We start from the raw sequence: 26,390 nt of genomic DNA, 5'->3' as shown, positions 1-26,390 counted from the left end.
CGTCCACAGTAAAATGTTTATAAAGGAGTGAGGATTTTTGTCTTTTATTTATATGATTATATACTTTGTTATCTTAATGGTTCTGCCTCTATGGGCACAACACAAGGTTAAATCTAACTATGAAAAGTATTCTCAAGTAAGATCAACAAGTGGAAAAACAGGGCGTGAAGTAGCGCTTGAAATACTCCATTCAAATGGAATTTATGATGTAGATGTTGTCGAAGGTAAAGGATTTCTAACAGATCACTACGATCCTAGTAAAAAGGTACTTGTCTTATCACCAGCGAACTTCAATAGACCTTCTGTAGCTGGAACAGCAATAGCTGCCCATGAAGTAGGTCATGCTATCCAGCATGCTCAGGGTTACTTCTTCTTAAGGTTTAGAACATCATTAGTACCTTTAGCAAATATTGGTAGTTCTTTAGGTTACATGGCAGTGTTTGCTGGTATTGTTTTAACTAGTTTACAGAGTACATTGGGTTCAACTGCACTTTGGATTGGCGTTGCATTAATGTCATTTGCAGTACTTTTCTCAATTGTTACCTTACCAGTCGAATTTGATGCCAGTAGTAGAGCAATGAAACAAATCAAAAGTTTAGATATTGTTAATGAAAAAGAATATCGACATGCGAAAAAAGTATTATCTGCTGCTGCAATGACATACGTTGCATCAACTGCTGTAGCATTAGCAGAACTTGCACGTTTCATTTTAATCGCTAGATCAAGTGAATAATTTGGCCATGGGCATAGAACAGGAATCTAATTGATTTCTTCTTTTACTGTGGTAAGAATGACAATATTAGCAAAAGAGGTTGAGACAATAAATTTGTCCAGCCTCTTTTTTATGCTTGCAATAATTATCTTTTAATATAAATATTCATTATGTTCATTTTTTGTAAGGTTTATTATTATATGCTTTATGTGTATCATATTATCATTATATTCAATGCTCAGTTAACAATGAATAGCGTATAAAGGTTGCAGGAATAATGCATGAATCATAGAATTAGTCTATACTATAAAAGAAACTGTAAGAATGAGAGGCGTTTATCATGAAATCAATGAAAGATATGCAAATCGAAGTAGATGACTATATAAATCAATTTAAAACAGGCTACTTTTCACCTCTAGCAAATCTCGCAAGGTTATCAGAAGAAGTGGGCGAATTATCAAGAGAAATTAATCACTTTTATGGTGAAAAAAAGAAAAAAGATAGTGAAGCAGCAAACACAGTAAAAGCAGAACTTGGAGATAATTTATTTGTGCTACTATGTATTGCTAATTCTTTAGATATAGACATGACGGAAAGCTTTAATGAAACAATGGATAAATTTAATACACGTGATAAAAATCGTTTTGAAAGAAAATAGATTGACATTGATTAAGAAAGGATGTGCCACCTATGAAAATAGGAATTACATGTTACCCATCTATGGGTGGTTCTGGTATTATCGCTACTGAATTGGGTATCAAGTTAGCAGAAAGAGGACATGATATCCATTTTATAACATCAAATATACCTTTTAGAATTAGAAAACCATTACCAAATATTACATTTCATCAAGTTGAAGTGAATCAATATGCTGTGTTCCAATATGCACCTTATGATATCACCTTAAGTACAAAAATCGCTGAAGTAATCAATGAGTATGACTTAGATCTATTACATATGCATTATGCGGTACCACATGCTGTTTGTGGTATCTTAGCAAAACACATGTCAGGTAAAGATATTAAAATAATGACCACTTTACATGGCACTGATATTACTGTATTGGGATATGACCATTCATTAAAAAATGCGATTAAATTTGGTATAGAAGGTAGTGATATAGTAACAAGCGTAAGTAAATCACTAGCCGAACAAACAACTGATATTATTGAAACTGATAAAGCTATTATTCCAATTTATAATTTCGTTAGAGAAAATGAATTTCCTACAAAACATTCATTACCGACTGAATCTGATATCAAATTAAAAGCTTGTTACGGGATAAAACCTGAAGAAAAAGTGGTTATTCACGTTTCTAATTTTAGAGCCGTCAAACGTATTGATACAGTTATTGAAACTTTCGCAAAGATACACCAGCAATTGCCATCAAAACTTATTTTATTAGGTGATGGTCCTCAATTAATGGATATGAAAACAAAGGCACGTGAATTAAATATTGAAGATTCCGTGCTATTTTTAGGTAAGCAAAATTGGGTAAGTGAATTTTATCAAATATCAGATATAGTATTATTATTAAGTGAAAAGGAAAGTTTTGGTCTTACATTACTAGAAGCAATGAAATCAGGTGTACTTCCAGTGGGCTCAACTGCTGGAGGCATCAAGGAAGTAATTAAACATAATCAAACAGGTTTTCTAGTAGATGTCGGAGATAGTGAGAAAGCTAGTACGTATGCCTTACAATTGTTGAAAGATGATCAGCTTTATAAAAAAATGCAGCAGCAAATGTTGAAAGATGTTGCTGAACGTTTTTCTTCAGATTTAATTGCTGATCAATATGAATATTATTATAAAAAAATGTTAGAGGGTAATCATGACTAAAACATTATTCGAACAAGCAAAACCAATTTTAAAAACTTTACAATCTAATCAGTATCAAGCGTATTTTGTTGGGGGATCTGTCAGAGATTATCTAATGCATAAAACAATACACGATATCGATATTACTACGAGTGCAACACCTGAAGAAGTAGAAGCTATTTTTGAAAAGACAATTCCTATAGGTAGAGAACATGGTACAATCAATGTCGTTTATAATGGGGAACATTATGAAGTAACGACTTTTCGTGCAGAAGGTGATTATGATGATCATCGTAGACCTAACGAAGTATTTTTTGTGCGTGAATTATATGAGGATGTTAAAAGACGTGATTTTACAATGAATGCAATAGCCATGGACGCCGATTTTCATATTCATGACTATTTTAATGGGCAACAAGATATAAAAAATCGCATAATCAGAACTGTAGGTAATGCACAAGAACGTTTTAATGAGGATGCATTAAGAATCATTCGAGGGTTACGTTTTCAATCACAATTAGGATTCTCACTAGAAAATGAAACTTTTTACGGTATGCAATCACACATCAATGATATTGAACATTTATCCATTGAACGTATCGTGGTTGAGTTAAAGAAACTTACTTCTGGTAAGTATGTAGCCAATAGTTTTGAAAACTTACAACGTTTGAATGCATTTAATTACATTCCTTTTTTTAAACATTATAATCTAAATAATTTTATTTTGGATGAAGCCATTCCTTTCACTTTACTAGTAGCGTTATTGAAAGTACAGCAACCTTCAATAAAAGGCAATCTTAATGATCTGAAAATCAGTAATAATGACAAAAAATATATAAGCAAGTTAGAAAAGTTACTCAATCAATTACCCAATATTAAATCAAAATCAGACTTTAAAATACTTATTTATGATTATGGGGAGCAAGATATACAATCCATATTAAATTATATGGATTTACACATAAAAAACCATTTACCCTCTTTTTCACCACTCATTATAAATACACAGTCTGTAAAAGAAGTATCAAAACAACTACCAATTCAATCGAGAAAAGATATTGATATTAATGGTAAAGTTATCCTTGAGACAGTGAATAAACAAAGCGGTCCTTGGCTAAAAACGATATTGAGAGATATTGAGCTTGCGATTATCGATGGAGATGTTCAAAATATTAAATCAGAACTCATTAGGTGGGTGAAATCACATGTCGAAATACAGTAAAGACGTTATTCAAATCTTATATACAAATCAAGATGAATATATTTCTGGTCAATTTATCGCTGAACATCTTGCAATTTCTCGCACAGCAGTCAAAAAAGTAATCGATCAACTTAAGCAAGAAGGATGCGAAATTGAATCAATTAACCATAAAGGACATCGCTTAATTGAACTACCTGATAAATGGTATAGTGGGATTGTAGAACCTTTAATCGATGAACAAAAAATGTTTGATCATGTAGAGGTAATAACGCAAATAGATTCCACACAGTTACTCGCTAAGCAGAAATTAGTTGGCAATACAGATACTTTTTTAATTTTAAGTGATGAACAAACGAAAGGAAAAGGCCGTTTCAACAGGCCGTGGGATTCATCACGTGGTAAAGGGTTATGGATGTCTATTGTGCTGCGACCAAAAGTGCCATTTGAAATGATAACGAAATTTAATTTGTTTATGGCATTGGGTATCAGAGATACAATGCAACAATTTAGTAAAGAAAGCGTTACTATAAAATGGCCGAACGATATTTACATTGATGGAAAAAAAGCTTGTGGCTTTTTGACAGAAATGGTGGCTAATAGTGATGGTATAGAAGCGGTTATATGTGGTATAGGCATAAACATGAATCACTTGGCTGAAGACTTTCAAGGCGAGTTACAGTTAAAAGCTACGAGCCTGAGAATACATGCTAACCAAAAAATACATCGTTATCATTTTTTAGAACAATTAATAAATCAAATTGAAAAACGTTATCACCAATTCTTAACCCAGCCATTTTCTACTATACGAAACGAATATATTGAAGCTTCAAATATTTGGAATAGAACTCTAAAATTCACTGAAAATGCGCAACAATTTCAAGGTAAAGCTATAGATATTGATGAAGATGGCTATTTGATCGTCATAGATGACCAACAGATACAACACAAACTCATGAGTGCAGATATAGAACTTTAAATTATAAGAAAAGGAGGAATGAATATGACACAACCTTGTTACGCTGTTGTTGATTTAGAAACGACGGGTAATCAATTAGATTATGATGAAATTATTCAAATTGGTATTACTTTCGTTCGTGATAATAAAATAATTGGCACCTATCACTCTATGGTGAAAACAGATTTAGAAATTCCTCCTTTTATTCAAGCATTAACCTCAATTGAAGAAGAAATGCTAAATCAATCACCATATTTTCATGAAATTGCTGACGATATCTCTAAGCAACTTGAAGGTTGCATCTTTGTAGCACATAACGTGACTTTCGACTTAAATTTTATCAAAAAATCGTTTAAAAATTGCAATATCAAATATAAGCCTAAAAAGGTATTAGATACATTAGAGTTGTTTAAAGTCGCTTTCCCAACAGATAAAAGTTACCAATTAAGTGAATTAGCAGAATCGCATGGAATTACATTAAATAATGCTCACCGTGCAGATGAAGATGCTGCAACGACGGCACAACTCATGATCCTTGCTTTTAATAAATTTGAAGCGCTTCATTTAGACACTTTAAAGCAGCTTTATTATTTAAGTAAAAATTTAAAGTATGATTTACATGATATTCTTTTTGAAATGGCTCGAAACCATAATCATGAACCTCTAAATGAAGACTTCGACCAATTTGAACAGATTATTTATAAAAAACAAAAAGATTTTAAGGCACCTACTGCAAATTTTGATGGAACCTTAAAAGATCTATATACAGGTATTACTGAAAAATTAAATTTAACATATAGACCACAACAATTATATTTAGCCGAAATTATATTAGAACAATTGATGCATAGTGAAAAGGCTATGATTGAAGCGCCGTTAGGAAGTGGCAAATCATTTTCCTATCTATTAGCATCATTAATGTATAATATACAAACAGGGAAACATGTAATGATTTCTACAAATACAAAATTATTACAAAGTCAATTGTTGGAAAAAGATATACCTGCTCTAAAATCAGCTTTAAATTTTAAAATAAATGCTTCATTAATCAAAAGTAAAAGAGACTATATTTCTTTAGGATTAATCAGTCAAATTTTGAAAGATGAATCTAATAATTACGAAGTAAGTATTTTAAAAATGCAATTATTGATTTGGATTACAGAAACGCATACTGGAGATATTCAAGAGTTAGATTTAAAAGGCGGTCAGAAAATGTATTACGAACAAAAGTTAGAAACTTATGTTCCAGTGCGTAATGACATTAATTATTTTAACTTTATTAAACGCAACGCAAAAAATATTCAAATCGGTATTACTAATCATGCGCATTTAATTCACGCTTCACATGATAATACAATTTATCAATTATTTGATGATTGTATTATTGACGAAGCACATAGATTACCTGACTACGCTTTAAATCAAGTTACGAATGAGTTAAGCTATTCTGATGTTAAGTATCAATTAGGACTGATAGGTAAAACTGAAAACGAAAAATTGCTTGCAGCTATCGACTATTTAGAACAACAACGTATACTTGAAAAGTTAGATATACCACCAATCGATGTTTTTGGTCTTAAAACAAATATCAATGAAATACATGATTTAAATGAACAATTGTTTAGCACTATGTTTAATAGCATCCAACAATCAGAAATACATGATGATGAAGTGCATAAAGTTCATTTTGTATATCATTTCGATGTAACGCCGATTTTGAATGATTTGCATGCCATTATTCATAAATTAAATATGACTTTAGAATTCTTTAATGGTATGAGCCATAAAACAATTAAAACAGTAAGAAAACAATTACTTTATATCAATGATAAATTTAGAGCAATTGAAACTAGTTTGAAAAATAATCATATTAGTTATTTGTCTATTAAAAATATTAATCAAAAATCTACAATAAAATTAAATGTCAAAGATTATGATGTGAAGGAAATACTAACAAAACAAGTATTAGATAAATTTAATGCGCTAACATTTATTTCAGGTACATTAACCTTTAATCATTCATTTGAAAAGTTCAATCAGTGGTTTAATAAAGATATCGATTTTAATACTTATGAACTTGATACTAATACAGTATCTTCAAACCAGACAACAGTATTTATACCAAATGATATCGCTTCATATAATTATAAAAATATCGATGATTATGTGAGTTCTATTGTTAATTATGTTATAGAATATACAACAGTCGTTGAATCAAAATGTTTAATTCTTTTCACTAGTTATAAGATGATGCATATGGTACAGGAACTCTTGAATGAATTACCTGAATTTGAAGATTATGTAATACTCACGCAACAACAAAATCAAAACTATAAAATAGTTCAACAATTCAACAGTTTTTCTAAAGCTATATTATTAGGGACTGGAACATTTTTTGAAGGGTTTGATTTTCAATCAAATGGTATCAAATGCGTGATGATCACAAAACTACCGTTCATGAATCATAATAATACCAAATATTGGTTAATGGAATCTGAATTCACCTCCACATTCAAAGATTTTGTATTACCCGATGCTGTTACGCGTTTCAGACAGGGGTTAGGTAGACTTATTCGAAATGAACAAGATAAAGGCATAATCGTATCCTTTGATGATCGTTTAATTAAAAGTAATTACAAACAATTCTTTGAACAATCATTAGAAAGTTATCGCCAAAAAAAGGGTGATATAAAACAATTTTCAAGCTTACTTAAAAAAATTAAAAAAGAGACAATACATCATTAAAAGTTAACGCGCGCAACTAGAAGTTGTATCTTGATTTTGTTAAAATGTATAAGGATTAATAAAAGAAGACTACAAAAATATTAGGAGTTTGGTTATGAAAACAACGATAAAAGAAGCAAAACATTATATTAACCAAGAAGTAACGATAGGTGCTTGGTTAACGAATAAACGTTCAAGTGGTAAAATTGCATTCTTGCAGTTAAGAGATGGTACTGGCTTTATGCAAGGTGTCGTAGTAAAAGCTGATGTAGACGAAGATACTTTTCAATTAGCTAAGGATATTACGCAAGAAACTTCATTATATATTACTGGCATTATCTCAGAAGATAATCGTTCTGACTTAGGTTATGAAATGCAAGTAAAATCTATTGAAATCATCGCAGAAGCACATGATTATCCAATCACACCTAAAAACCATGGTACAGAATTCTTAATGGATCACCGTCACCTTTGGTTACGTTCAAAAAAACAACATGCAGTTATGAAAATAAGAAACGAAATTATTCGTGCAACTTATGAATTCTTTAATAATACTGGTTTTACCAAAATAGATCCACCTATTTTAACAGCTAGTGCACCAGAAGGCACAAGTGAACTATTCCATACTAAATATTTTGATCAAGATGCCTTTTTATCTCAAAGTGGCCAGCTCTATTTAGAAGCAGCTGCAATGGCTCATGGTAAAGTATTTTCATTTGGACCAACATTCCGTGCAGAAAAATCTAAAACACGTCGTCATTTAATTGAATTTTGGATGATAGAAGCTGAAAAAGCATTTTGTAATCATAACGAAAGCTTAGAAATTCAAGAGCAATATGTAGCTCACGTTGTTAAATCAGTACTTGAAAATTGCAAATTAGAATTAAATATTTTAGAACGTGATACTGAAAAGCTAGAAAAAGTTGCAACTCCTTTCCCACGCATCACATATGATGATGCAGTTGAATTCTTGAAAGAACAAGGTTTTGATGACATTGAATGGGGCGAAGATTTCGGTGCACCTCATGAAACTGCAATTGCAAATCATTACGATTTACCTGTATTTATTACAAATTATCCAACAAAAATCAAACCATTCTATATGCAACCAAATCCTGATAATGAGGATACTGTGTTGTGTGCAGATTTAATCGCACCTGAAGGATATGGTGAAATAATTGGTGGTTCTGAACGTATTAATGACCTTGCATTATTAGAACAACGTATCAATGAATTTGAATTAGATGCTGAAAGTTATAGTTACTATTTAGATTTACGTCGTTATGGCAGTGTACCTCATAGCGGGTTCGGATTAGGACTTGAAAGAACAGTTGCATGGTTATCAGGTGTAGAACATGTTCGTGAAACTGCACCATTCCCTCGTTTATTAAATCGTCTATATCCATAATATTATCAATACAAGTAACTACCGAAGCTACGTCCAGTCTATTTTATGGCTGGACTTTTTTATAATATTTATACAAGATAAGGAGGGGTGTATTTGAATATAGATATGCTAAAGAGTAGACCTGTTGTAATTCACAAAGAATTACTAGATCACTATAATGAATTAGGTATCAATGAGCGTGAATTAGTAATTTTGATAAAATTGATTCATGCCTCGGAAATGACCAATAAACAACCATCCATTGAATCTTTACAAAAAGGAACTTCACTAGATTCCAGAGAAATTACTGCCATTATACAAAACCTTATTCAACGCGATTTATTAGAATTAAACGTTAACAAAGATGAAGAAGGCAAATTCACTGAATATATGAATCTCGATCAGTTTTATTATAAACTAAATGATATTATGCAACATGTTAATGATAATAATGATCAAAAACAAACTGAACTTGAATTCAATAAGCTTTTTCAACAAATTGAACAAGCTTTTGGTAGACCGTTATCACCATATGAAATTGAGACATTAAACCAATGGTTAGATGTAGATAAACACGACTTAAGTGTGATTCAAGCAGCTTTAGACGAGGCAGAAAGTCAAAACAAAATGAGCTTTAAATATATTGATAAAATTCTATTAAATTGGAAAAAAAATAATGTGAAAACCATTGAAGATTCCAAAAAAATAAGCCGACAGTTTAACCAACCTAAAATGAAACACACAGTAAAAAAAGTGCCTAAATTTGATTGGCTAAATGAGGAGAATCAAGATGATAAGTAATAAAAAAGCTTTAGAAATGATTGACGTCATTGCGAATATGTTCCCAAACGCTGAATGCGAACTTGTACATGATAACCCATTTGAATTAACAATTGCAGTGTTATTATCAGCACAAACTACAGATATTTCTGTAAATAAACTCACTAAAAATCTTTTTAAAAAGTATAAAACACCTGAAGATTATCTAAATGTAGATATCTCAGAATTAGAAAATGATCTTCGTACTATTGGCTTATATAGAAATAAAGCTAAAAATATCCAAAAATTATGTGCATCATTATTAAATAAATTTGATGGCGTAATTCCTCAAACACATGCAGAACTTGAAAGTCTAGCTGGAGTGGGGCGTAAAACAGCAAATGTAGTGATGAGTGTTGCTTTTAATGAACCTTCGCTTGCAGTAGATACACATGTAGAACGTGTAGCTAAACGATTAGGTATTTGTAGGTGGAAAGATAATGTTAGACAAGTTGAAGATAAATTATGCAAAGTAGTACCTAGAGAACGTTGGAATAAAACGCATCATCAACTTATTTTCTTTGGACGCTATCACTGTTTAGCACGTAGCCCTAAATGTGATATATGTCCCTTATTTAATGAATGTAGAGAAGGGCAAAAAAGATATAAAGCCAGTTTGAAAGAAGTGTGACATAATTGATTTCAAAAGAAGATTTTATAAAATTAGAAGAACAAATAGATTTATTCTCGAAACAAAAAAAATTAAATTCTGAAGAAGCAAAGGTATTAATTGATGAATATTTTGATATGATTGAAACGTTTTTTAAACAAATCAATCACATTCACACTATTGATTTTGAGCGATTAACCGATTATCCAGTTGTACCAATGAATTTTAAAGAACGTTATCATTATATGATTGAGCGTAAATATCATTTTATGGGTTATAGTCAAATGAAGACACTTAAATCAGAATTAATTAAAATGAATGCATCATACCAAATACGTAGCAAAAATAAAGGCCATTAACACAAAAATTTAGCGTTAAAATGGAGTTACAAAACAATTTTGTGATGTCATCACAATCATATAGCAATATTTCAAACACAATACGTCATGAAACATCATTAATTCGTCTAGACTTATTCATAAGGTCAATAGATAGTAGAACTGAAATTAAAAAATCCCACTTCTCAATTTATTGAGTAAGTGGGATTTATGCATGAGCTACAATTCAGATAATCCTCTTATACTTTTTTCGATTATGGTCATCCTTGTCGAAATGTACGACGAAATCGTTTTAATAAAACTAGATTTCTGTCTCATTCTTTTTATTTAATTTCCAAAGCTTTTGGTGCACTTTGCTTATTAAATTTTTACTTGATATTTAATTTCTTATTCATACAATTCCATAAGATGTAAATCAGTAAAAAAACTCTATAAAATAAAGAAAACGCCAATTTCTATATAATTTCAATAGAAATTGGCGTTTATGTGTTCATAAGCAATGATGATAACTAAGCGCTTCTTGAGCATTGAAATAGATACTCAAAACTTAATTTAATAGTTATTGTGCTCTTGATAAACCAGTAGAATTATTTGCATTATTACTGCTTGAGCTAGCTGATGATGAATTGTTGTTATTATTGCTACCACCACTATTATTACTACTACTACTGCTGCTTCCACCTTGTCCTCGAGGCTTATTACTTGTTGTGTTGTCATCAGGATGTCCTGCAACAGATAGGCTATCTTTACTATCACCATTTACTGAGTCAGGTTTACTAAAGTCCTTGCCATCTCTTGGTGAGATATTGCTCATTACATCCTCGAATAAATATTGAGGATACTCTTGTTCGTCATGTCCAACAAATGAATTCACGCCGCCTTGTTTAACTTCTTTGAAGCCCATCCACACAGACATGCTGTATTTTGGCGTGAAGCCATTCATCCATACATCTTTTGCAGCATCATCAGGCAAGCCATATTGTTGGTAAGTTTGGTCACCATAAGTACCTGTACCAGTTTTTGCTGCAACGTTCACACCAGATATACCGTGGCCATATGCAGAACCATATGCTTCAAATGTACCTTTAAGTACTTCTGCTAACATATAAGAAGTGGAATCTTTCATTGCTTTCTTACTTGTATGATCGTAATTAATTGTTTCTCCATCTTCTTTTTCTACTTTTTTAATAGAATGTGCATTATTATATTCGCCACCATTTGCTATAGATGCAAATGCAGATGCTAATTGTGTAGGTGAGAATTCTGATGATGAACCACCTAATACTTCAGAAGGTCCTATATCTCCTTCATATTCTAAACCAACTTTATTAGCGAAATCTTTTGGTGCGTCATTTCCAGCGTTCTCTTTTGAAGATTGCCAAGCTTTTAATGCTGGTATATTGAAACTTTGACGTAAAGCGTCATACAATTTAACTTCGCCATGACCTTTAGTATCATAGTTTCTGAAAGTGACACCATCAACTTGATACGCTTCTTCATCTTGAATTGCGTGATTCGTAGCCCAATTCATATTTTCAATGGCAGGGCCATATGCTAAGAATGGTTTTAATGATGAACCAGTAGGGTGAGCATCTGTAGCTAAGTTTCTATCAACAATATCTTTATAATTTCTACCGCCAGATATTGCAACTAAACCACCAGATTTACTGTCTACAATAGAAGCACCAACTTGTTGGTCTTCATTTTTATAGTAACCACCATTATCTACACGATCTTGTAGTGTTTGTTGGACATCTTTGTCCATATTTGTGTAGACTTTGACACCACTATTAAGAATTTCACCTAAATCTTTACCTTTGAACACTTTATTATTCATTAATTCAGATTTTACGAAGTTAACGTAAGAATCATATTCAGGATTTGAACTTTTATCACTCACTTGACGATCTTCTGAATCACGTTTTACTAAGTTATCTTCTAATGATGTATTTTGTGCTTCTTCTTTTTGTTTCTTAGTAATACGATTATGATATTCCATTAAATATAAAACAGTATCTTTACGTGATTCTGCTTCTTTTGGATGATCATAAATATTATAAGTATTTGGAACTTGCGGTAAACCAGCTAAATATGCCGATTCAGCTAAATTTAAATCTTTCAAATCTTTATCAAAGTAATATTTAGCTGCAGCTTTCACACCATAAACACTGTCAGAATAGTAAATTTTATTTAAATACATCTCAAAAATTTCATCTTTACTATATTCTTGTTCGAGTCTATATGATAAATAAGCTTCTTGTGCTTTACGTGCTATTGATTTTTGATCCGTTAAGAACGAACGCTTAACTACTTGTTGAGTTAATGTTGATGCACCTTGCGAACCAAATCCACCCGTAAAGTTTTTAGCCACTGCACCAAACAAACGTTTATAGTCAAGTGCACCATGGTCATAGAAACGATTATCTTCTGTAGCTAAGACAGCTGATTTCATGCTTTTAGGTACTTCATCTAAATCAACATGTTCACGTCTTTGCCCATTATCAATCGTTTTAATCAAATCGCCATCTTTATCATATATTTTAGCAGGAATTGGATCTTGTAATTTTGATTCTGTAAATGCAGGTGCTTTCCAAGCATAATATGCAAATAACAAAATACCAATTAACGCTAGAACAATGAAGGCTATGATGAGAAACCCGATTATCTTAATAATCGTTCTTTTTATATTCCTATTCTTTTTTTCTCCGGACTTATCATTCTTATTTGAATCGGAAGTCCTTTTTTTCTCCGTCATACGCGGTCCTCACTTTCATCTAATATCAACTTATCAACTGCTTTGAGGTAATTCAATCTTGGTTGATACTGATAAGGAATATAGTAACCATTTTTTCTAATTTCTTCAACCGTAATCGACTTTTTAATTTCTTTTTTGTACCGATGCCAATAATATTTAAATTTGCTATAAGGCAACAAATAAACTTCATCTAATAATTTAAAGCGAATTAATAAAAAAACAATTCCTCCTTGGTCATAGCAAGCATTCATATGCACCACTTGGTGTTCATGCATGTTATTCAATGGAAAAGAAGTTTTATTTTTAGTTTCTTTCGCTTCAAAATCTAAATAGTGGGCTTTGTAAATACCATTGTAATCAGTAGTCGAAGGCGTTCGGAAATAAGCCTCATTAATTACCGCCTTACTTCTCATAGGATAATGAACATTAACTATTTGAACGGGGGTGGGCTTTTTATGTATAACAGCTTGTCCAAGTTTCAAATAGTGTGTGTTAGATAATTCAATATCACTTTCAAGTGACATGCCTCTGCCACCATAGTTTATTTTACTCTTTTCATCCTTATAAGTTCGTCCGACTTGAGACTTATTTCCGTAAAATGGTTTCCCATTTGGATAATTCATTGTTTTTCACCACTTTAATTTGGTTTCAAAAACTTTTTTCATTATACATGAAAATAATCTTTTTTTCCAAACTATGAAATATAAAGCAATGTATCTGTACATACATCAATATTTATTTTAACGTGCTTTTCTCAATTAAACAATAATTCCCTATAAATATACCTAGAATATGACATAAATGTTAGATGATTGTTTCACAAATGACTATCAAATTTATTTGTGGTAAATTTAATGTGTAGGAGGAAACTTCATGCAACAATTAATTACCCAGCTATTAAATGACGTCCAAATGATGCAAGATAGATATGAATCAGTCAAATCGAAAGATATAGACTATGATTTTTACAAAGATGTTGTGCCGTTTACGAGTTACATAGATAAGCTGTTAGAAACACTTAGCACATTTGAGCCTAAAATACTACAACTATCTTATATGAATAAGAAAAAATTTGATTTACTTATTTCAAATATTGAATCATTGTCAGTAGAATGTCATTTTAAAAGAACTAGCCGTAAATTATTCACAGAAAAAGTTAAAGCAGTACAATACGATTTAAGTTATATACAAAGAAGTGATGTTACATTATGATAAAGACAATTTATGTGACTGGCTATAAGTCATTTGAACTTAATATCTTTAAAGATGATACACCTGAAGTTTCTTATTTGAAAAAATTTATAGCACATAAATTAAAATCATTGATTGAAGAAGGACTTGAATGGGTATTAATACAAGGACAGATGGGTATAGAATTATGGACTGCTGAAGTAGTAATTGATTTAAAAGAGACCTATCCTGAACTTAAACTCGGTGTGGTCACACCATTTTTTGGTCATACTGATAGATGGAATGAACAAAATCAAGCAAAATATAATCACATCGTACAACATGCTGATTTTGTAGATAGCGTATTTCATACATCATATGTAGGGCCACATCAATTTAAACAAACAGATCAATTTATGCTCGATCATACGGATCAATCATTACTGATATATGATGAAGAACAAGAAGCTAGTCCAAAATACTTTAAACAAATGTTAGTTGATTTTATGGAAAAAACAAATTATACTTGTGACATTGTTTCGTTCGATGAATTAACGGAATTTATCAACGATTTGCAGTGGTCTCAAGAACAAAGTTTCGAATGAGGTGGAAAAATATGTCAGATGTTTCATTAAAACTATCAGCTAAAGATATTTATGAAAAAGATTTTGAAAAAACTATGACACGTGGTTATAGAAGGGAAGAAGTAGATGCTTTCTTAGACGACATCATTGCAGATTATCAAAAGATGGCAGATTTAGATAATGAAGTTGTTAAACTTTCCGAAGAAAATAACAAATTAAAAAAAGAACTAGAAGAATTGAGATTGCGTGTGGCTACTTCAAGACCACAAGAGAATAAAAACTTTTCAACAAACGGTAATGCTACAAGCAATACTACTAATAATAACAACGTCGATATTCTAAAAAGAATTTCAAACCTAGAAAAAGCTGTTTTCGGTAAATAATATAACTAGCTATCATAACAAATAACGATGTTTGCGTAGTTGTTATTGCGTACATAAAGATAAGTTTTGGTTTTTCCAAAACTTATCTTATTTTTATTTGTTCTAGTCTTTGAAAAATGATATACTCTTAAAGATGGTGTTTTGGGTAATCGCTATAGCGATATAGAGGAAAGTCCATGCTCACACAATCTGAGATGATTGTAGTGTTCGTGCTTGATGAAACAATAAGTCAAGGCATTAAATTGACGGCAACGAAATAACCTAAGTCTTTAGATATGGTTAAAATAGTTTGAAAGTGCCACAGTGACGTAGCTTTTATAGAAATATAAAAGGTGGAACGCGGTAAACCCCTCGAGTGAGCAATCCAAATTAGGTAGGAGCACTTATTTAACGGAATTCAACGTATAAATAAGGTATACTTTTAAAGTATATAGACAGATGGTTACCACCAGCGTACGAGTGTAACTAGTACACGTTGGCAGTACAAAGGTACAAAACATGGCTTATAGAAACATCATTACTAGACCCCAAGCTCTCCCACTTAGGAGAGCTTTTTTAATGTTTAAAATTCACATAAAACTTTAATATGAACTTAAACAGAAGTTAAGTCATATCTATTTAAAATAACTTTTGATAAAATTAAATTAAATCAATTTAAAAAAGGAGCAAAACAATGTATCAATTATTAGCTGTATGCCCAATGGGGTTAGAAGCAGTTGTTTCTAAGGAAATCCAAGATCTTGGTTATGCAACAACAGTAGAAAACGGCAAAATCTTTTTCGAAGGCGATGAAACAGCAATAGTTAAATGCAATTTATGGCTAAGAACTGCCGATAGAATAAAAATTGTTGTTGGCCAATTTAATGCAAAAACATTTGATGAATTATTTGAAAAAACAAAAGAACTCCCATGGGAATCGATTATTGAAAAAGAAGGAAACTTTCCTGTACAAGGTCGAAGTGTAAAATCCACTTTATTTAGTGTGCCAGATTGCCAAGCAATCGTTAAAAAAGCAATTGTTGAACGTTTAAAAACTGCTTATCAAGAAAAAGGGTGGCTAGATGAATCAGGTGCTAAATATCCAGTTGAAGTAGCTCTATTAAAGGATAAAGCACTATTGACAATAGATACCTCTGGATCAGGTCTAAACAAACGTGGTTATAGGCTTGCCCAAGGTGAAGCTCCTATAAAAGAAACGCTTGCTGCTAGTTTGATTAAATTAGCAAATTGGACAGGTGATACACCATTGATTGATCCATTTTGTGGTTCTGGAACGATTGCGATTGAAGCATGTTTAATAGCACAAAATATTGCACCTGGTTTTAATCGAGATTTCGTTTCAGAAACATGGGATATTATGCCTGATGGACTATATGATGAATTGAGAGATGAAGCTGATCAACAAGCTCATTACGATAGACCTTTAGAGATCTATGCATCAGATATTGACCCAGAAATGATAGAAATAGCGCGTAGAAATGCTGAGGAAGTCGGCTTATCAGACATTATTAACTATAAAGTTCAAGATGTTAACACCTTATCAATAGAATCAGAAGCACCAATTGCATTAATTGGCAATCCACCATATGGTGAACGTATTGGTGATAGAGCAGAGGTTGAAGAAATGTATCGTTATATCGGTCAATTAATGCAAGGACATCCTTATTTATCAACTTATATTTTAACAAGTAATAATGAATTTGAATTTTTAGTTAATAAAAAAGCTACAAAAAGAAGAAAGCTATTTAATGGTTATATCGAGTGTACTTATTATCAATATTGGGGGAATAAAAAACCTAAAAAATAGACTGCATGAATCAATCAGAAAGAGGTGCGACAAATGAATAACGAGTTTAAAAAAGGCATAATTTTTGCTTTTGGTGCATACATTTTATGGGGGATTTTACCAATATATTGGGATTTAATAGAAGATATTGGTGCATTTGAAATATTAGCTTTTAGAATTATACTATCAATGATATTTATGCTGATAGTGGTAATAATCACCAATAATACAACACCATTTAAACGCGATTTACAACAGCTCATTGCAAATCCAATACAACTCATTGCTATCATAGCTGCTGGCTATGTAATAACAATTAATTGGGGTACTTTTATATGGGCAGTTACGAATGGTCATGTATTACAATCAAGTTTAGGCTATTATATTAATCCACTCGTAAGTATTCTATTAGCGTTAATTTTCCTCAAAGAGCGATTTAATAAATTAGAATGGATTGCTATTGGATTTGCAGTTATCGGCGTTTTGTATATGACTATAAGAGTCGGTGTATTCCCAAGTATTTCATTACTATTAGCATGTTCATTTGGTATTTATGGTTTAATTAAAAAGATCGTACCAATAGATGCAATTAGTAGTATTACAATAGAATGTATTGTTACTGCACCAGCAGGCATTATATATCTATGGTACATATGGCAACAAGGTAGTTTAACATTCGGTTATAATACCTCATCTTTTTGGTTGATTTTCTCAGGAGCTGTAACTGCAATTCCTCTGATACTTTTCTCAGCTGGTGCACGTAGAATTCCATTGTCACTTACTGGCTTCATACAATACATTGGTCCTACAATTATGTTTGTATTAGGTATTTTCTTATTTAAGGAACCATTTAGTGTCGACCAATTTATCACGTTCATCTTTATTTGGGTTGGCATTGTAATATATAGTATTTCACAGTATGTAAAAATTAAAAAAAATAATAATCCTGCTATTCACTAAATGGTAAAGATTACGTCCCTAAGATAACTTCATACAAAGTTGTTTTTAGGGATTTTATTTTATCTCGAAATTAATCAAAACATGTTTACATATCATGTAGCTCATTTTATTATATTCATTATCGTAAATATATCATTAGTATAAATCATGCATTTGTAGTATTGTAAAATTAGATATAAAGAAAAGCATTCAAAAAATTATTATATATACTAAAATTTTTAATCATATATTATAATGGAGTGATTATATGACGAGAGTATTAATACTAGGGGCAAATGGAGCAATTTCTAAAGCAGCTATTAATTCTTTTTTAGAAAATACCTCATATACGCTGAGACTGTTTTTAAGAGACGCGAATAGACTACCTGATTATGCATCAGATCGCATTCGTGTTCGTGAAGGAGACGCTACAAATTTTGAAGATGTTAATAGTGCAATGGAAGATGTAGACATTGTATTTGCTAGTCTTTCTGGTGAATTAGATAAAGAAGCAAGTACTATTGTTAAAGCTATGGAACAGAATCAAGTTAACCGTCTAATATTTGTAGCTGCGCTTGGCATTTATAATGAGGTTCCAGGTAAATTTGGTGAATGGGTAAATGAGCAAATCCATAGTTACTTACCAATTTATAAAAAAGCAGCTGACACCATCGAAAGCTCAAAGCTCAATTATACGATTTTAAGACCTGCTTGGTTATCAGATATTAACGAAATTGATTATGAAATTACTCATAAAAATGAACCATTTAAAGGGACAGAAGTTTCCAGAAAAAGTGTTGCTGCTGTTGCAGTACAAATTGCCAAAAATCCTGAACTTTATTTAAACGATAACATTGGTATTAGCAAACCTAATACTGATTTTAGTAAACCAAGATGGAAATAAAATTTTAAAATCAATAACATTTTTATAATGATTGCAAATGCCACCAATTAAGGTGGTATTTTTAATTTTAAATTAAATCACTATCAATAACTTTGTAACAGTTCTTTACTTTCACTAATAAATAAGTACTAAATACAATTTAATTTTGCTAACTTACTTTAGACCCACAATAATTTGTTATACAATAGAACTTAATTACATATAAGTAATAAAGGGGATACATAACATGTCTAAAACGAAGCAACTCGATATTCTATATAAACTAAAAAAAGAAGTTGAAAAATCAGATAATCACAGACTTGTACATATTATAAATCAAGTCATTAAGAAAATATTTTTAGAGCAATATACAGCTACATTTGTTGGTCATTTTTCAGCAGGAAAATCAACGCTCATCAATATGCTACTGGAAGAAAACATTTTACCAAGTTCTCCAGTACCTACAACTAGTAACACAGCAATCGTTTCTGTATCAGATGAACCAGGTATTATAGCAAATTTGAATAACCAAAAATATACTTTATTAACAAACTACGATGAAGTCAAACAAATGAATCGCGAAAATATTGATGTTGAATCTGTAGAAATTAAATTCCCATCTGATAAATTTAATAAAGGATTCACACTCCAGGATACACCTGGTGTTGATTCTAATGTATCGACACACCAATCTAGTACTGAAGAATTTATGTATACAAGTAATGTTCTATTTTACACTGTAGACTATAACCATGTTCAATCTGCAATGAATTTTCAATTTATGAAACAGCTTAATCATGCTGGTGTACCAGTAGTTTTTGTTATCAATCAAATAGATAAACATCATGAATCAGAGATTCCATTCGCCACATTTAAACAACGCGTTGAAAAATCGATTGATGAATGGGAAATCAAACTAGATCAAATATTTTATGTTTCTAAATTTGAACATGAACACAACCAAATTCAAGCATTATCAGACTATCTCATTGATAAAGATCAACATAGAGAATCAATGTCAGATTATGTGGAACGTACTATCAATTTTATTACAGACGAACAGTTATCATTTATTCAACATGAAATTCAAGCAATTTTAACAGAGCTAGATATATTTGAAGCAGATTTTGACCAAGCATATTTAAACTTCCAACAACATCAGCAAGTGAGTGAAGAAGCAAAATTACTAAATAACCCTGATCAATTGTATGATTTCTTAAAACAAAAACGTAAAGCAATTCTCGACAATGCATATGTAATGACACACGATACTAGAGAAAAAATAAGAACTTATTTGGAAAGCCGAACTAAAGATTTTAAAGTAGGTGGCTTATTCAATAAAAAGAAAAAAACATTAGAAACACAACAAATTAGACTTCAAGAACTACTTGAGCAATTACAAGAAAAGGTAAATCAAGAAATACGTCAACCTTTGAGAGAAGATATGTCATTTTTAACTCGATTTATTAATTCTTCCGAAGTAAATGATGCTATTTTAAACCAACATTATCAAATCCCTTCAAAACTCGTGGATGATTTGTATCAAATGCAAATATCTATTAGTAATCAATATGTCTTAACATTTTCAGATGATTTAATGAAATCGATCAAACAACATATTACTAAAGAAACTGAACCATTATTTGAAAAAGCAATAAACCATTCTCAAGCAAACGATATTGGTACAGAAGAAGTAGATGATTATAATGATTATGTTAAATTTATGGAGCTACGTAATTTAAGAGAATCGCTTGAAACACAAAATTATAGACACTACTATATTCATATTGATGATTCACTAGATAAATTAATAGACAGGGAAAAAATCACTTATCAAGCTAAACCGGAAATTGCAGAAACTAAAAAACAAAATCAACCTAATACTACTAAAACAAAATCAACGAATACTTCAATTCAAGATATAAAACGTTCTTTAGATTTAATAAAAAATATTCCATTATTTGAACAAACTAAACAAGATATCAATGATGCTTTAAATCGCCTTGATAATAAAATTATTAAAATAGGGGTTTTCGGAACATTCAGTGCCGGAAAAAGTAGTTTAATCAATGCGCTACTTGGTGATGCGTATCTTGTAAGCTCTCCAAATCCTACAACAGCTGCAATGACAGAATTGACATATGGTGAGAAAAGTCAAATTACACTTAAATCATCAGAACAAATATTAGAAGAATTAAACCAATTATTTGAAGTGGAAAATAAATCTTTTGATTCAATTGAAGCATTTTTAAATCAAAATACACATAAGTTAACAGCATCTTTAGAAAAAAACAAATTAGCATTTATCAATGCAATTCACAAACATTACACGGTGTACCAAGAAATGTTAGAACAAGGCGTAACGCATACCATTGAACAGGACGAAATTAGAAAATGGAGTGCAGAAGATGAATACGCAACCTTTGTAAATACAGTTCACTTAAGATTACCCATTGATTGGTTAAAAAATAAAGTTATCGTAGATTCACTTGGGTTACATTCCAATAATCAACGTCATACAAATGAAACAGAAAAGATTTTAACTTCTTCAGATTTAATACTTTATGTGAGTTATTTTAATCATTCTTTCACAGATAATGACAAACGCTTTATTGAACATATGAAAGAAATGAACCAATTAAGTGAAAATCAAGCATTTAAAATGATTATAAATGCCACTGATTTAGCTGAAACCGAAGAAGATCTGAATGCAGTTATAAACTATGTAAGTGATGCACTTAATCATGTAAATATGAATTCTGATATTTTTGCAGTATCAAGTCGTAAAGCATTGAATACAGGTGACTCAGGGATTGATAAATTAAAAAATAGTATAGACTATTTTACTCAAGTTGAGTCAAAAGATATATTGCAACAACAAATGACTAAACAATTAGCAAATATTTCAGAAGCATTTGATCAAATGATAGAAGATGCACATCATAATCAATCAAAAATTAAGCAACGTAAAAATAAACTCAAACAGTACCAGCAACAAATAATACTGAATAATAATATATTACAAATTGCAGTACAACGTGCTTCAAATGAAGTTGAAGATCAAATTTATCACTTAAATGAGCGTTTAAAAATTCAATTACTAGATGAAGTTAAATCAATTTATAACGGTCAAATGACACAAAGTAATAACTTCAATGAAGAAAAACGTCTTTCCACAAAACAATACTTAGATCAAATTCATCAGAGATTATATTTAGAACAATCCTTACTTGTAGAACGAATTAAAAAGTATTTCATTCAACAAATACATGAAGAAATCGCACCTTTAAAACAAAAATTGGAACAATTACACATTTTCATCGAACCAGAATTTAATAAAAGTAATCTGGAACTAGACGATCCATATTTAAAAATTGAATTAAGCCAAATGATCTCTGCTTTGCCCAAATCATTAACTAAAAAGAACATTTTGCAACCAAAAATGCAAAATGAAATTCAAACTACAATAACTCAAAACACACTTGTGCAACTTAAACCTTGTATTGCTGATTTAAGGAAGGCATTAATTGAAATTGTAAATAAACTGAATAATGATGCAGAAATGAAATTCAATCAGTACGAAAAAGAGTTACACACACAAATTAAACAACTTTTAGCTTTTAATATAGATGATTCATTAATAAAACAACTTCAAGAAACAAATAGCGAATTAAAAGCGCAGTTGTTAACTTAGAAAGAGGTACGCACAATGTCAAAAAAAATATTATTAATAGATGGTATGGCATTACTATTTCGTCATTTTTACGCAACGAGTTTACACAAACAATTTATGAGAAATTCATCTGGAACTCCTACGAACGGCGTTCAAGGATTTGTACGCCATGTATTTACCGCAATAAATGAAATACAACCCTCACACGTGGCTGTGTGTTGGGATATGGGGAAATCTACGTTTCGAAATGAAATGTTTGACGGTTATAAGCAAAATCGTCCGGCGCCACCAGAAGAATTGATACCACAATTTGATTATGTCAAAGAAATATCAAATCAATTTGGTTTTGTAAATATTGGTGTTCAAAATTATGAAGCTGATGATGTTATAGGGACTTTAGCGCATGCGTATTCACAACAAAATCAAATTTATGTAATCACCGGTGATAAAGATATTTTACAATGTATTAATCCAAATGTTGAAATTTGGCTAACTAAAAAAGGATTCAACATTTACAATCGCTATACCTTAACCAGATTTCAAGATGAATATGGCCTAGATCCATTACAACTCATAGATGTTAAAGCATTTATGGGAGATAGTGCTGATGGCTATCCTGGCGTTAAAGGAATTGGAGAAAAAACAGCTATAAAACTCATTCAAAATCATGGTTCAGTTGAAGCAGTGGTTGACGCTTTAAATGAATTAACACCTGGTCAACGTAATAAAATAGAAGATAACTTATATAATTTAAAACTTTCTAAATCATTAGCTAAAATTCATACAGAAGTACCAATAAATACTTCTGATTTATTAAGTGATATGAAATTTGGAACTGATTTAGCTGAAATACTAAATATTTGTAAAGAGTATGAACTCTATGTATCTGGAAAATATTTAGCCTCACATTTTAGTTAAATAAAATACATTCTTAAAGTTAACAATCCTGGGACATAAAGTTGTTGGACAAATGAAAAAGACAATTTCTATTAAATTTATATAGAAATTGTCTTTTTCATTAATTTTTGATTATAGTTAGCATGTTGAGCTACTACTTTTCTTATATTAAGTACCATTAATGCAAAGCCAAGTTCTCTTTTGACGTGTTTGCATTCATTAAATACATTTTTTAGCGATTATTTCAACGATTTCTTTAACATGTCGTGACAAATATAATATGAATGCGTCGTATTTTGGTGAGACGCTTGAGGGAGTAGGACAAGTTGAAGACTACAGTTTGAGATTAGTGTTTAAGAAAGCGAGTCAACAATACGAAGTATTGAATAAAAAGAAGCGCTCAAATGAATTGAATCAACTCACTTGAATGCTATTTTAAAGGGTTAATATTCCAAACTCCCTAATAATTAATATCGAATGCTTTTAATCATGCATACTTGCCTAAGATATAATTTACATAATAATTGCTCATACAATTGTTTTGGACAATTTGCATTAAAAAGGTGTTATAAATGCAAAAGATTAGTTATTAACACCAACAACTAAAAAGTTAATGTCTTAAGATTTTAAATAGAAATACGCTCTTTATAACTTACTAGTTATCTATCATTGAGACATTATTTTTGACAATAATTTATTGTTTTAACGCTTTTTTTCAGCCGTTTTTGTGATTTTATATAAGGCATTTTTAGCATGATGATTTGCTTCTTTATTTTGATTTCTTGGAACCCATTTAACAAATAATAAATCAAAAGACGATTCTAATATTTTTATTTTATGGTAGTAATTTATGAACTGTTTATTTTTCACTTGTCCTTTGTTCATACTATCTTCTATTAATTTCGAATCAGTGTATACGAGTGCTATAGTGATTCCATGATGTTTTGCACATTCCAATGCAAATACAAAAGCTGCCCATTCTGCGCTATGATTATCTAAAATTCCTAAATCAAAGTCATAATGAAATCGTTCTTGCTCAGTAATAATAACTATAGAGCATGCGCTTTGACCCGGATTACCTGCTGTCGCTGCATCAAAATATATTTTCGCCATAAATTCACCTTCAAATTTAATAAGTTAATTTTATATTAACAAAAGAGCATAAATAAGCATAATCATGTAGATATATTTTTCTTGGAAATTATATCAAAATAACGTAAGCTATTACAGTTAATAAAAATGCACAAAATTAATATATACAAAGGATGATCTTAATTGAAAAACATGTTTATTATTCATGGCTATCAAGCCAGTACAAAAAGTCATTGGTTTCAATGGTTAGCCTCACAGATGAAGCCATATGGTTATAATGTTGAAATTGTATATTTACCAAATTCCGATCATCCTGAACTCGATTCATGGTGTCAGGCCATTGATAATAACATACAAAATAAATTGAATTCAGAAACAATTATCGTTGCGCATAGTTTAGGCGTCATTTCAATATTACATTATTTAACTTCTTTTAAGGCTAATTCAAAAATAAAAGGGCTTTTTCTAATTTCTGGTTTTAACGAAAAATTGTCCAACATACCTGAACTAAATCAATATATAGATAACACCTGTATTAACATCAATAATTTAAACGCACGTCACATTATTACAATTGGTGCTACAAATGATCCAGTAGTGAATATAGACGCGACTGATTGGTTATCAAGTCAATTAAATGTCAAAACACATTATATTAATCATAATGGTCACTTTTTAGAAACTGAGGGGTATCACACCTTCAATTACTTAAAAGATAAGATAATGGAAATTTTATAATTATATTAAAATACTTAAAATATAAAAACCCGTATATGAATTTGAAATTCATTTACGGGTTTTTTCATAAGTTATATTAAAACACTTTATTAAAAATTAATAACCTTCATCTAACTTCTGGATCTTTCCTCTTCGGTACATTGATTTAGCCCAATAACCAAAAGGAACATTAAATATAGTAGAAATTATTTTTAACAAATACGTTGTAATAAAGATTTCAAGTACCGCTTCATTTGGCATTGCGCCTAAAAAGGCAATGATAACAAATAGTGCAGTATCTACTATATTACTTAAAATCGTACTACCATAAGCTCTTATAATAAATGTTTTATCAGAACTGAACACCTTTTTGATTAATGAGAAAAGCAAAACATCTAAATGTTGTCCGATGATATATGCTATAACAGAACCTAAAGCAATCCTTGGAACAATATTAAAAATAGATTCTAATGCTTTTTGTGTATTGTCTACTGGAGAAGGTGTGAAATGAAGTGAAAATTGCATCACTATAATCATTACCAACGTTGAACAAAAACCCAGCCAAACTGCACGTTTAGCTATTTTACGCCCGTAGATATCATTTAAAATATCAGTTGCTAAATAGATTGATACAAACATAACATTTCCCAGTGTTGCTGAAATAGTAAAAATATCGATTGTTTTAATAACTTGAATATTGGCTATAATAGTGCCAATAGCGATCCACGCAATCAAACCATGTTTACCAAACAAACGATACATAGTAACCAATAATATGAAAGTTACTAAAAAAGTAATAACGCCAAATATTTCATTAAACAATTTAATTCCTCCTAAATTTTGATAATGCGGGTGTTTAGAAACCGCAAAATAAACAACTACATTATTTTACTAAAAAATTGTAAAAAAGCAAGTTCAAATTACAAATAATTATCAAATATTTTCAC

23 protein-coding genes, 1 other RNA gene and 1 pseudogene are annotated in these 26,390 nt (G+C 30.7%); 20 read left to right on the top strand and 5 right to left on the bottom strand.

Annotation, left to right across the window (positions count from 1 at the left end; translation table 11 throughout):
• The first annotated feature begins 37 nt into the window (after window positions 1–37).
• The 10 genes from CD032_RS01090 (at window position 38) to CD032_RS01045 (ending at window position 10,585) form a co-directional block, all read left to right on the top strand.
• A complete protein-coding gene (locus CD032_RS01090) occupies window positions 38–733 on the top strand; it encodes a zinc metallopeptidase (protein ID WP_019468925.1) in 696 nt (231 codons plus the stop codon).
• A 319-nt stretch (window positions 734–1,052) separates the two neighbouring features.
• Window positions 1,053–1,370: a nucleotide pyrophosphohydrolase gene (locus tag CD032_RS01085; RefSeq protein ID WP_019468926.1), complete on the top strand. Its 318-nt coding sequence runs from the start codon at window positions 1,053–1,055 to the stop codon at window positions 1,368–1,370.
• A 32-nt stretch (window positions 1,371–1,402) separates the two neighbouring features.
• Window positions 1,403–2,551 carry an N-acetyl-alpha-D-glucosaminyl L-malate synthase BshA gene (gene bshA, locus CD032_RS01080; RefSeq protein ID WP_019468927.1) on the top strand — a complete coding sequence of 383 codons (1,149 nt, stop codon included), beginning with the start codon at window positions 1,403–1,405 and terminating at the stop codon, window positions 2,549–2,551.
• The gene (locus CD032_RS01075; protein WP_103211118.1) at window positions 2,544–3,752 is read left to right on the top strand and encodes a CCA tRNA nucleotidyltransferase; all 1,209 of its coding nucleotides are present in this window, start codon (window positions 2,544–2,546) and stop codon (window positions 3,750–3,752) included. The genes bshA and CD032_RS01075 overlap by 8 nt, the downstream gene beginning before the upstream one ends.
• Entirely contained in the window at window positions 3,736–4,707 is a 972-nt protein-coding gene (locus CD032_RS01070; RefSeq protein WP_019468929.1) for a biotin--[acetyl-CoA-carboxylase] ligase, read from the top strand. The genes CD032_RS01075 and CD032_RS01070 overlap by 17 nt, the downstream gene beginning before the upstream one ends.
• 24 nt (window positions 4,708–4,731) lie before the next feature.
• Entirely contained in the window at window positions 4,732–7,431 is a 2,700-nt protein-coding gene (locus CD032_RS01065; protein ID WP_103211117.1) for a helicase C-terminal domain-containing protein, read from the top strand.
• A 94-nt stretch (window positions 7,432–7,525) separates the two neighbouring features.
• Entirely contained in the window at window positions 7,526–8,818 is a 1,293-nt protein-coding gene (gene asnS, locus CD032_RS01060) for an asparagine--tRNA ligase (RefSeq protein WP_040029878.1), read from the top strand.
• Between the two features lie 105 nt (window positions 8,819–8,923).
• On the top strand, window positions 8,924–9,598 hold the full coding sequence (locus tag CD032_RS01055) for a DnaD domain-containing protein (protein ID WP_390325498.1): 675 nt from the start codon (window positions 8,924–8,926) through the stop codon (window positions 9,596–9,598).
• Entirely contained in the window at window positions 9,588–10,247 is a 660-nt protein-coding gene (gene nth / locus CD032_RS01050; RefSeq protein ID WP_019468933.1) for an endonuclease III, read from the top strand. The genes CD032_RS01055 and nth overlap by 11 nt, the downstream gene beginning before the upstream one ends.
• A gap of 5 nt (window positions 10,248–10,252) precedes the next feature.
• On the top strand, window positions 10,253–10,585 hold the full coding sequence (locus tag CD032_RS01045; RefSeq protein WP_019468934.1) for a YpoC family protein: 333 nt from the start codon (window positions 10,253–10,255) through the stop codon (window positions 10,583–10,585).
• 538 nt (window positions 10,586–11,123) lie between these two features.
• Here CD032_RS01045 and CD032_RS01040 read toward each other — a convergent pair.
• Window positions 11,124–13,319 (bottom strand): transglycosylase domain-containing protein, encoded by a 2,196-nt coding sequence (locus tag CD032_RS01040; protein ID WP_019468935.1) that lies wholly within the window; start codon window positions 13,317–13,319, stop codon window positions 11,124–11,126.
• On the bottom strand, window positions 13,316–13,942 hold the full coding sequence (gene recU, locus CD032_RS01035) for a Holliday junction resolvase RecU (RefSeq protein ID WP_019468936.1): 627 nt from the start codon (window positions 13,940–13,942) through the stop codon (window positions 13,316–13,318). The genes CD032_RS01040 and recU overlap by 4 nt, the downstream gene beginning before the upstream one ends.
• 250 nt (window positions 13,943–14,192) lie before the next feature.
• Here recU and CD032_RS01030 point away from each other — a divergent pair, with 250 nt between their 5' ends.
• The 9 genes from CD032_RS01030 (at window position 14,193) to CD032_RS00990 (ending at window position 23,655) form a co-directional block, all read left to right on the top strand.
• Entirely contained in the window at window positions 14,193–14,531 is a 339-nt protein-coding gene (locus CD032_RS01030; protein WP_019468937.1) for a DUF1798 family protein, read from the top strand.
• Window positions 14,528–15,094, top strand: a complete 567-nt coding sequence (locus tag CD032_RS01025) for an SLOG family protein (protein WP_019468938.1) — start codon at window positions 14,528–14,530, stop codon at window positions 15,092–15,094. Before CD032_RS01030 ends, CD032_RS01025 begins: the two co-directional genes overlap by 4 nt.
• A gap of 11 nt (window positions 15,095–15,105) precedes the next feature.
• Window positions 15,106–15,456 (top strand): cell division regulator GpsB, encoded by a 351-nt coding sequence (gene gpsB / locus CD032_RS01020; RefSeq protein ID WP_019468939.1) that lies wholly within the window; start codon window positions 15,106–15,108, stop codon window positions 15,454–15,456.
• Window positions 15,457–15,593: 137 nt separating this feature from the next.
• Window positions 15,594–15,967: RNase P RNA component class B (rnpB, locus tag CD032_RS01015), an RNA gene on the top strand.
• Window positions 15,968–16,129: 162 nt separating this feature from the next.
• Entirely contained in the window at window positions 16,130–17,263 is a 1,134-nt protein-coding gene (locus CD032_RS01010; protein WP_019468941.1) for a THUMP domain-containing class I SAM-dependent RNA methyltransferase, read from the top strand.
• A gap of 33 nt (window positions 17,264–17,296) precedes the next feature.
• Window positions 17,297–18,202, top strand: coding sequence for an EamA family transporter RarD (gene rarD / locus CD032_RS01005; RefSeq protein WP_046467740.1), 906 nt, complete (start codon window positions 17,297–17,299; stop codon window positions 18,200–18,202).
• A 247-nt stretch (window positions 18,203–18,449) separates the two neighbouring features.
• Window positions 18,450–19,085, top strand: a complete 636-nt coding sequence (locus CD032_RS01000; protein WP_019468943.1) for an SDR family oxidoreductase — start codon at window positions 18,450–18,452, stop codon at window positions 19,083–19,085.
• A gap of 226 nt (window positions 19,086–19,311) precedes the next feature.
• On the top strand, window positions 19,312–22,758 hold the full coding sequence (locus CD032_RS00995; protein ID WP_103211116.1) for a dynamin family protein: 3,447 nt from the start codon (window positions 19,312–19,314) through the stop codon (window positions 22,756–22,758).
• Between the two features lie 15 nt (window positions 22,759–22,773).
• The gene (locus tag CD032_RS00990; protein WP_019468945.1) at window positions 22,774–23,655 is read left to right on the top strand and encodes a 5'-3' exonuclease; all 882 of its coding nucleotides are present in this window, start codon (window positions 22,774–22,776) and stop codon (window positions 23,653–23,655) included.
• Here CD032_RS00990 and CD032_RS13220 read toward each other — a convergent pair.
• Window positions 23,652–23,837 (bottom strand): annotated as a pseudogene (locus CD032_RS13220) (IS5/IS1182 family transposase); the annotation flags it as partial. The gene CD032_RS00990 and the pseudogene CD032_RS13220 sit on opposite strands and share 4 nt — an antisense overlap.
• Window positions 23,838–24,336: 499 nt before the next feature.
• Window positions 24,337–24,747: a ribonuclease HI family protein gene (locus CD032_RS00985; RefSeq protein ID WP_019468946.1), complete on the bottom strand. Its 411-nt coding sequence runs from the start codon at window positions 24,745–24,747 to the stop codon at window positions 24,337–24,339.
• 171 nt (window positions 24,748–24,918) lie between these two features.
• Between CD032_RS00985 and CD032_RS00980 the strand changes: the two genes are divergently transcribed.
• A complete protein-coding gene (locus tag CD032_RS00980) occupies window positions 24,919–25,464 on the top strand; it encodes an RBBP9/YdeN family alpha/beta hydrolase (protein WP_231912236.1) in 546 nt (181 codons plus the stop codon).
• A 96-nt stretch (window positions 25,465–25,560) separates the two neighbouring features.
• Here CD032_RS00980 and CD032_RS00975 read toward each other — a convergent pair whose 3' ends face one another.
• Window positions 25,561–26,265, bottom strand: coding sequence for a queuosine precursor transporter (locus CD032_RS00975; protein WP_103211114.1), 705 nt, complete (start codon window positions 26,263–26,265; stop codon window positions 25,561–25,563).
• Window positions 26,266–26,390 lie beyond the last annotated feature (125 nt).

This window comes from Staphylococcus cohnii subsp. cohnii (genome assembly GCF_002902365.1).
GTDB lineage: Bacteria > Bacillota > Bacilli > Staphylococcales > Staphylococcaceae > Staphylococcus > Staphylococcus cohnii.
The sequence above is the reverse complement of the archived record's forward strand: the minus strand, read 5'-3'. Positions and strand labels throughout refer to the sequence as shown.

Coding starts and splice junctions, on each gene's coding strand:
- CD032_RS01085 (WP_019468926.1), top strand. CDS start 1,053: ATGAAATCAATGAAAGATATGCAAATCGAAGTAGATGACTATATAAAT.
- bshA (WP_019468927.1), top strand. CDS start 1,403: ATGAAAATAGGAATTACATGTTACCCATCTATGGGTGGTTCTGGTATT.
- CD032_RS01075 (WP_103211118.1), top strand. CDS start 2,544: ATGACTAAAACATTATTCGAACAAGCAAAACCAATTTTAAAAACTTTA.
- CD032_RS01070 (WP_019468929.1), top strand. CDS start 3,736: ATGTCGAAATACAGTAAAGACGTTATTCAAATCTTATATACAAATCAA.
- CD032_RS01065 (WP_103211117.1), top strand. CDS start 4,732: ATGACACAACCTTGTTACGCTGTTGTTGATTTAGAAACGACGGGTAAT.
- asnS (WP_040029878.1), top strand. CDS start 7,526: ATGAAAACAACGATAAAAGAAGCAAAACATTATATTAACCAAGAAGTA.
- CD032_RS01055 (WP_390325498.1), top strand. CDS start 8,924: ATGCTAAAGAGTAGACCTGTTGTAATTCACAAAGAATTACTAGATCAC.
- nth (WP_019468933.1), top strand. CDS start 9,588: ATGATAAGTAATAAAAAAGCTTTAGAAATGATTGACGTCATTGCGAAT.
- CD032_RS01040 (WP_019468935.1), bottom strand. CDS start 13,319: ATGACGGAGAAAAAAAGGACTTCCGATTCAAATAAGAATGATAAGTCC.
- recU (WP_019468936.1), bottom strand. CDS start 13,942: ATGAATTATCCAAATGGGAAACCATTTTACGGAAATAAGTCTCAAGTC.
- CD032_RS01030 (WP_019468937.1), top strand. CDS start 14,193: ATGCAACAATTAATTACCCAGCTATTAAATGACGTCCAAATGATGCAA.
- CD032_RS01025 (WP_019468938.1), top strand. CDS start 14,528: ATGATAAAGACAATTTATGTGACTGGCTATAAGTCATTTGAACTTAAT.
- gpsB (WP_019468939.1), top strand. CDS start 15,106: ATGTCAGATGTTTCATTAAAACTATCAGCTAAAGATATTTATGAAAAA.
- CD032_RS01010 (WP_019468941.1), top strand. CDS start 16,130: ATGTATCAATTATTAGCTGTATGCCCAATGGGGTTAGAAGCAGTTGTT.
- rarD (WP_046467740.1), top strand. CDS start 17,297: ATGAATAACGAGTTTAAAAAAGGCATAATTTTTGCTTTTGGTGCATAC.
- CD032_RS01000 (WP_019468943.1), top strand. CDS start 18,450: ATGACGAGAGTATTAATACTAGGGGCAAATGGAGCAATTTCTAAAGCA.
- CD032_RS00995 (WP_103211116.1), top strand. CDS start 19,312: ATGTCTAAAACGAAGCAACTCGATATTCTATATAAACTAAAAAAAGAA.
- CD032_RS00990 (WP_019468945.1), top strand. CDS start 22,774: ATGTCAAAAAAAATATTATTAATAGATGGTATGGCATTACTATTTCGT.
- CD032_RS00985 (WP_019468946.1), bottom strand. CDS start 24,747: ATGGCGAAAATATATTTTGATGCAGCGACAGCAGGTAATCCGGGTCAA.
- CD032_RS00980 (WP_231912236.1), top strand. CDS start 24,919: ATGTTTATTATTCATGGCTATCAAGCCAGTACAAAAAGTCATTGGTTT.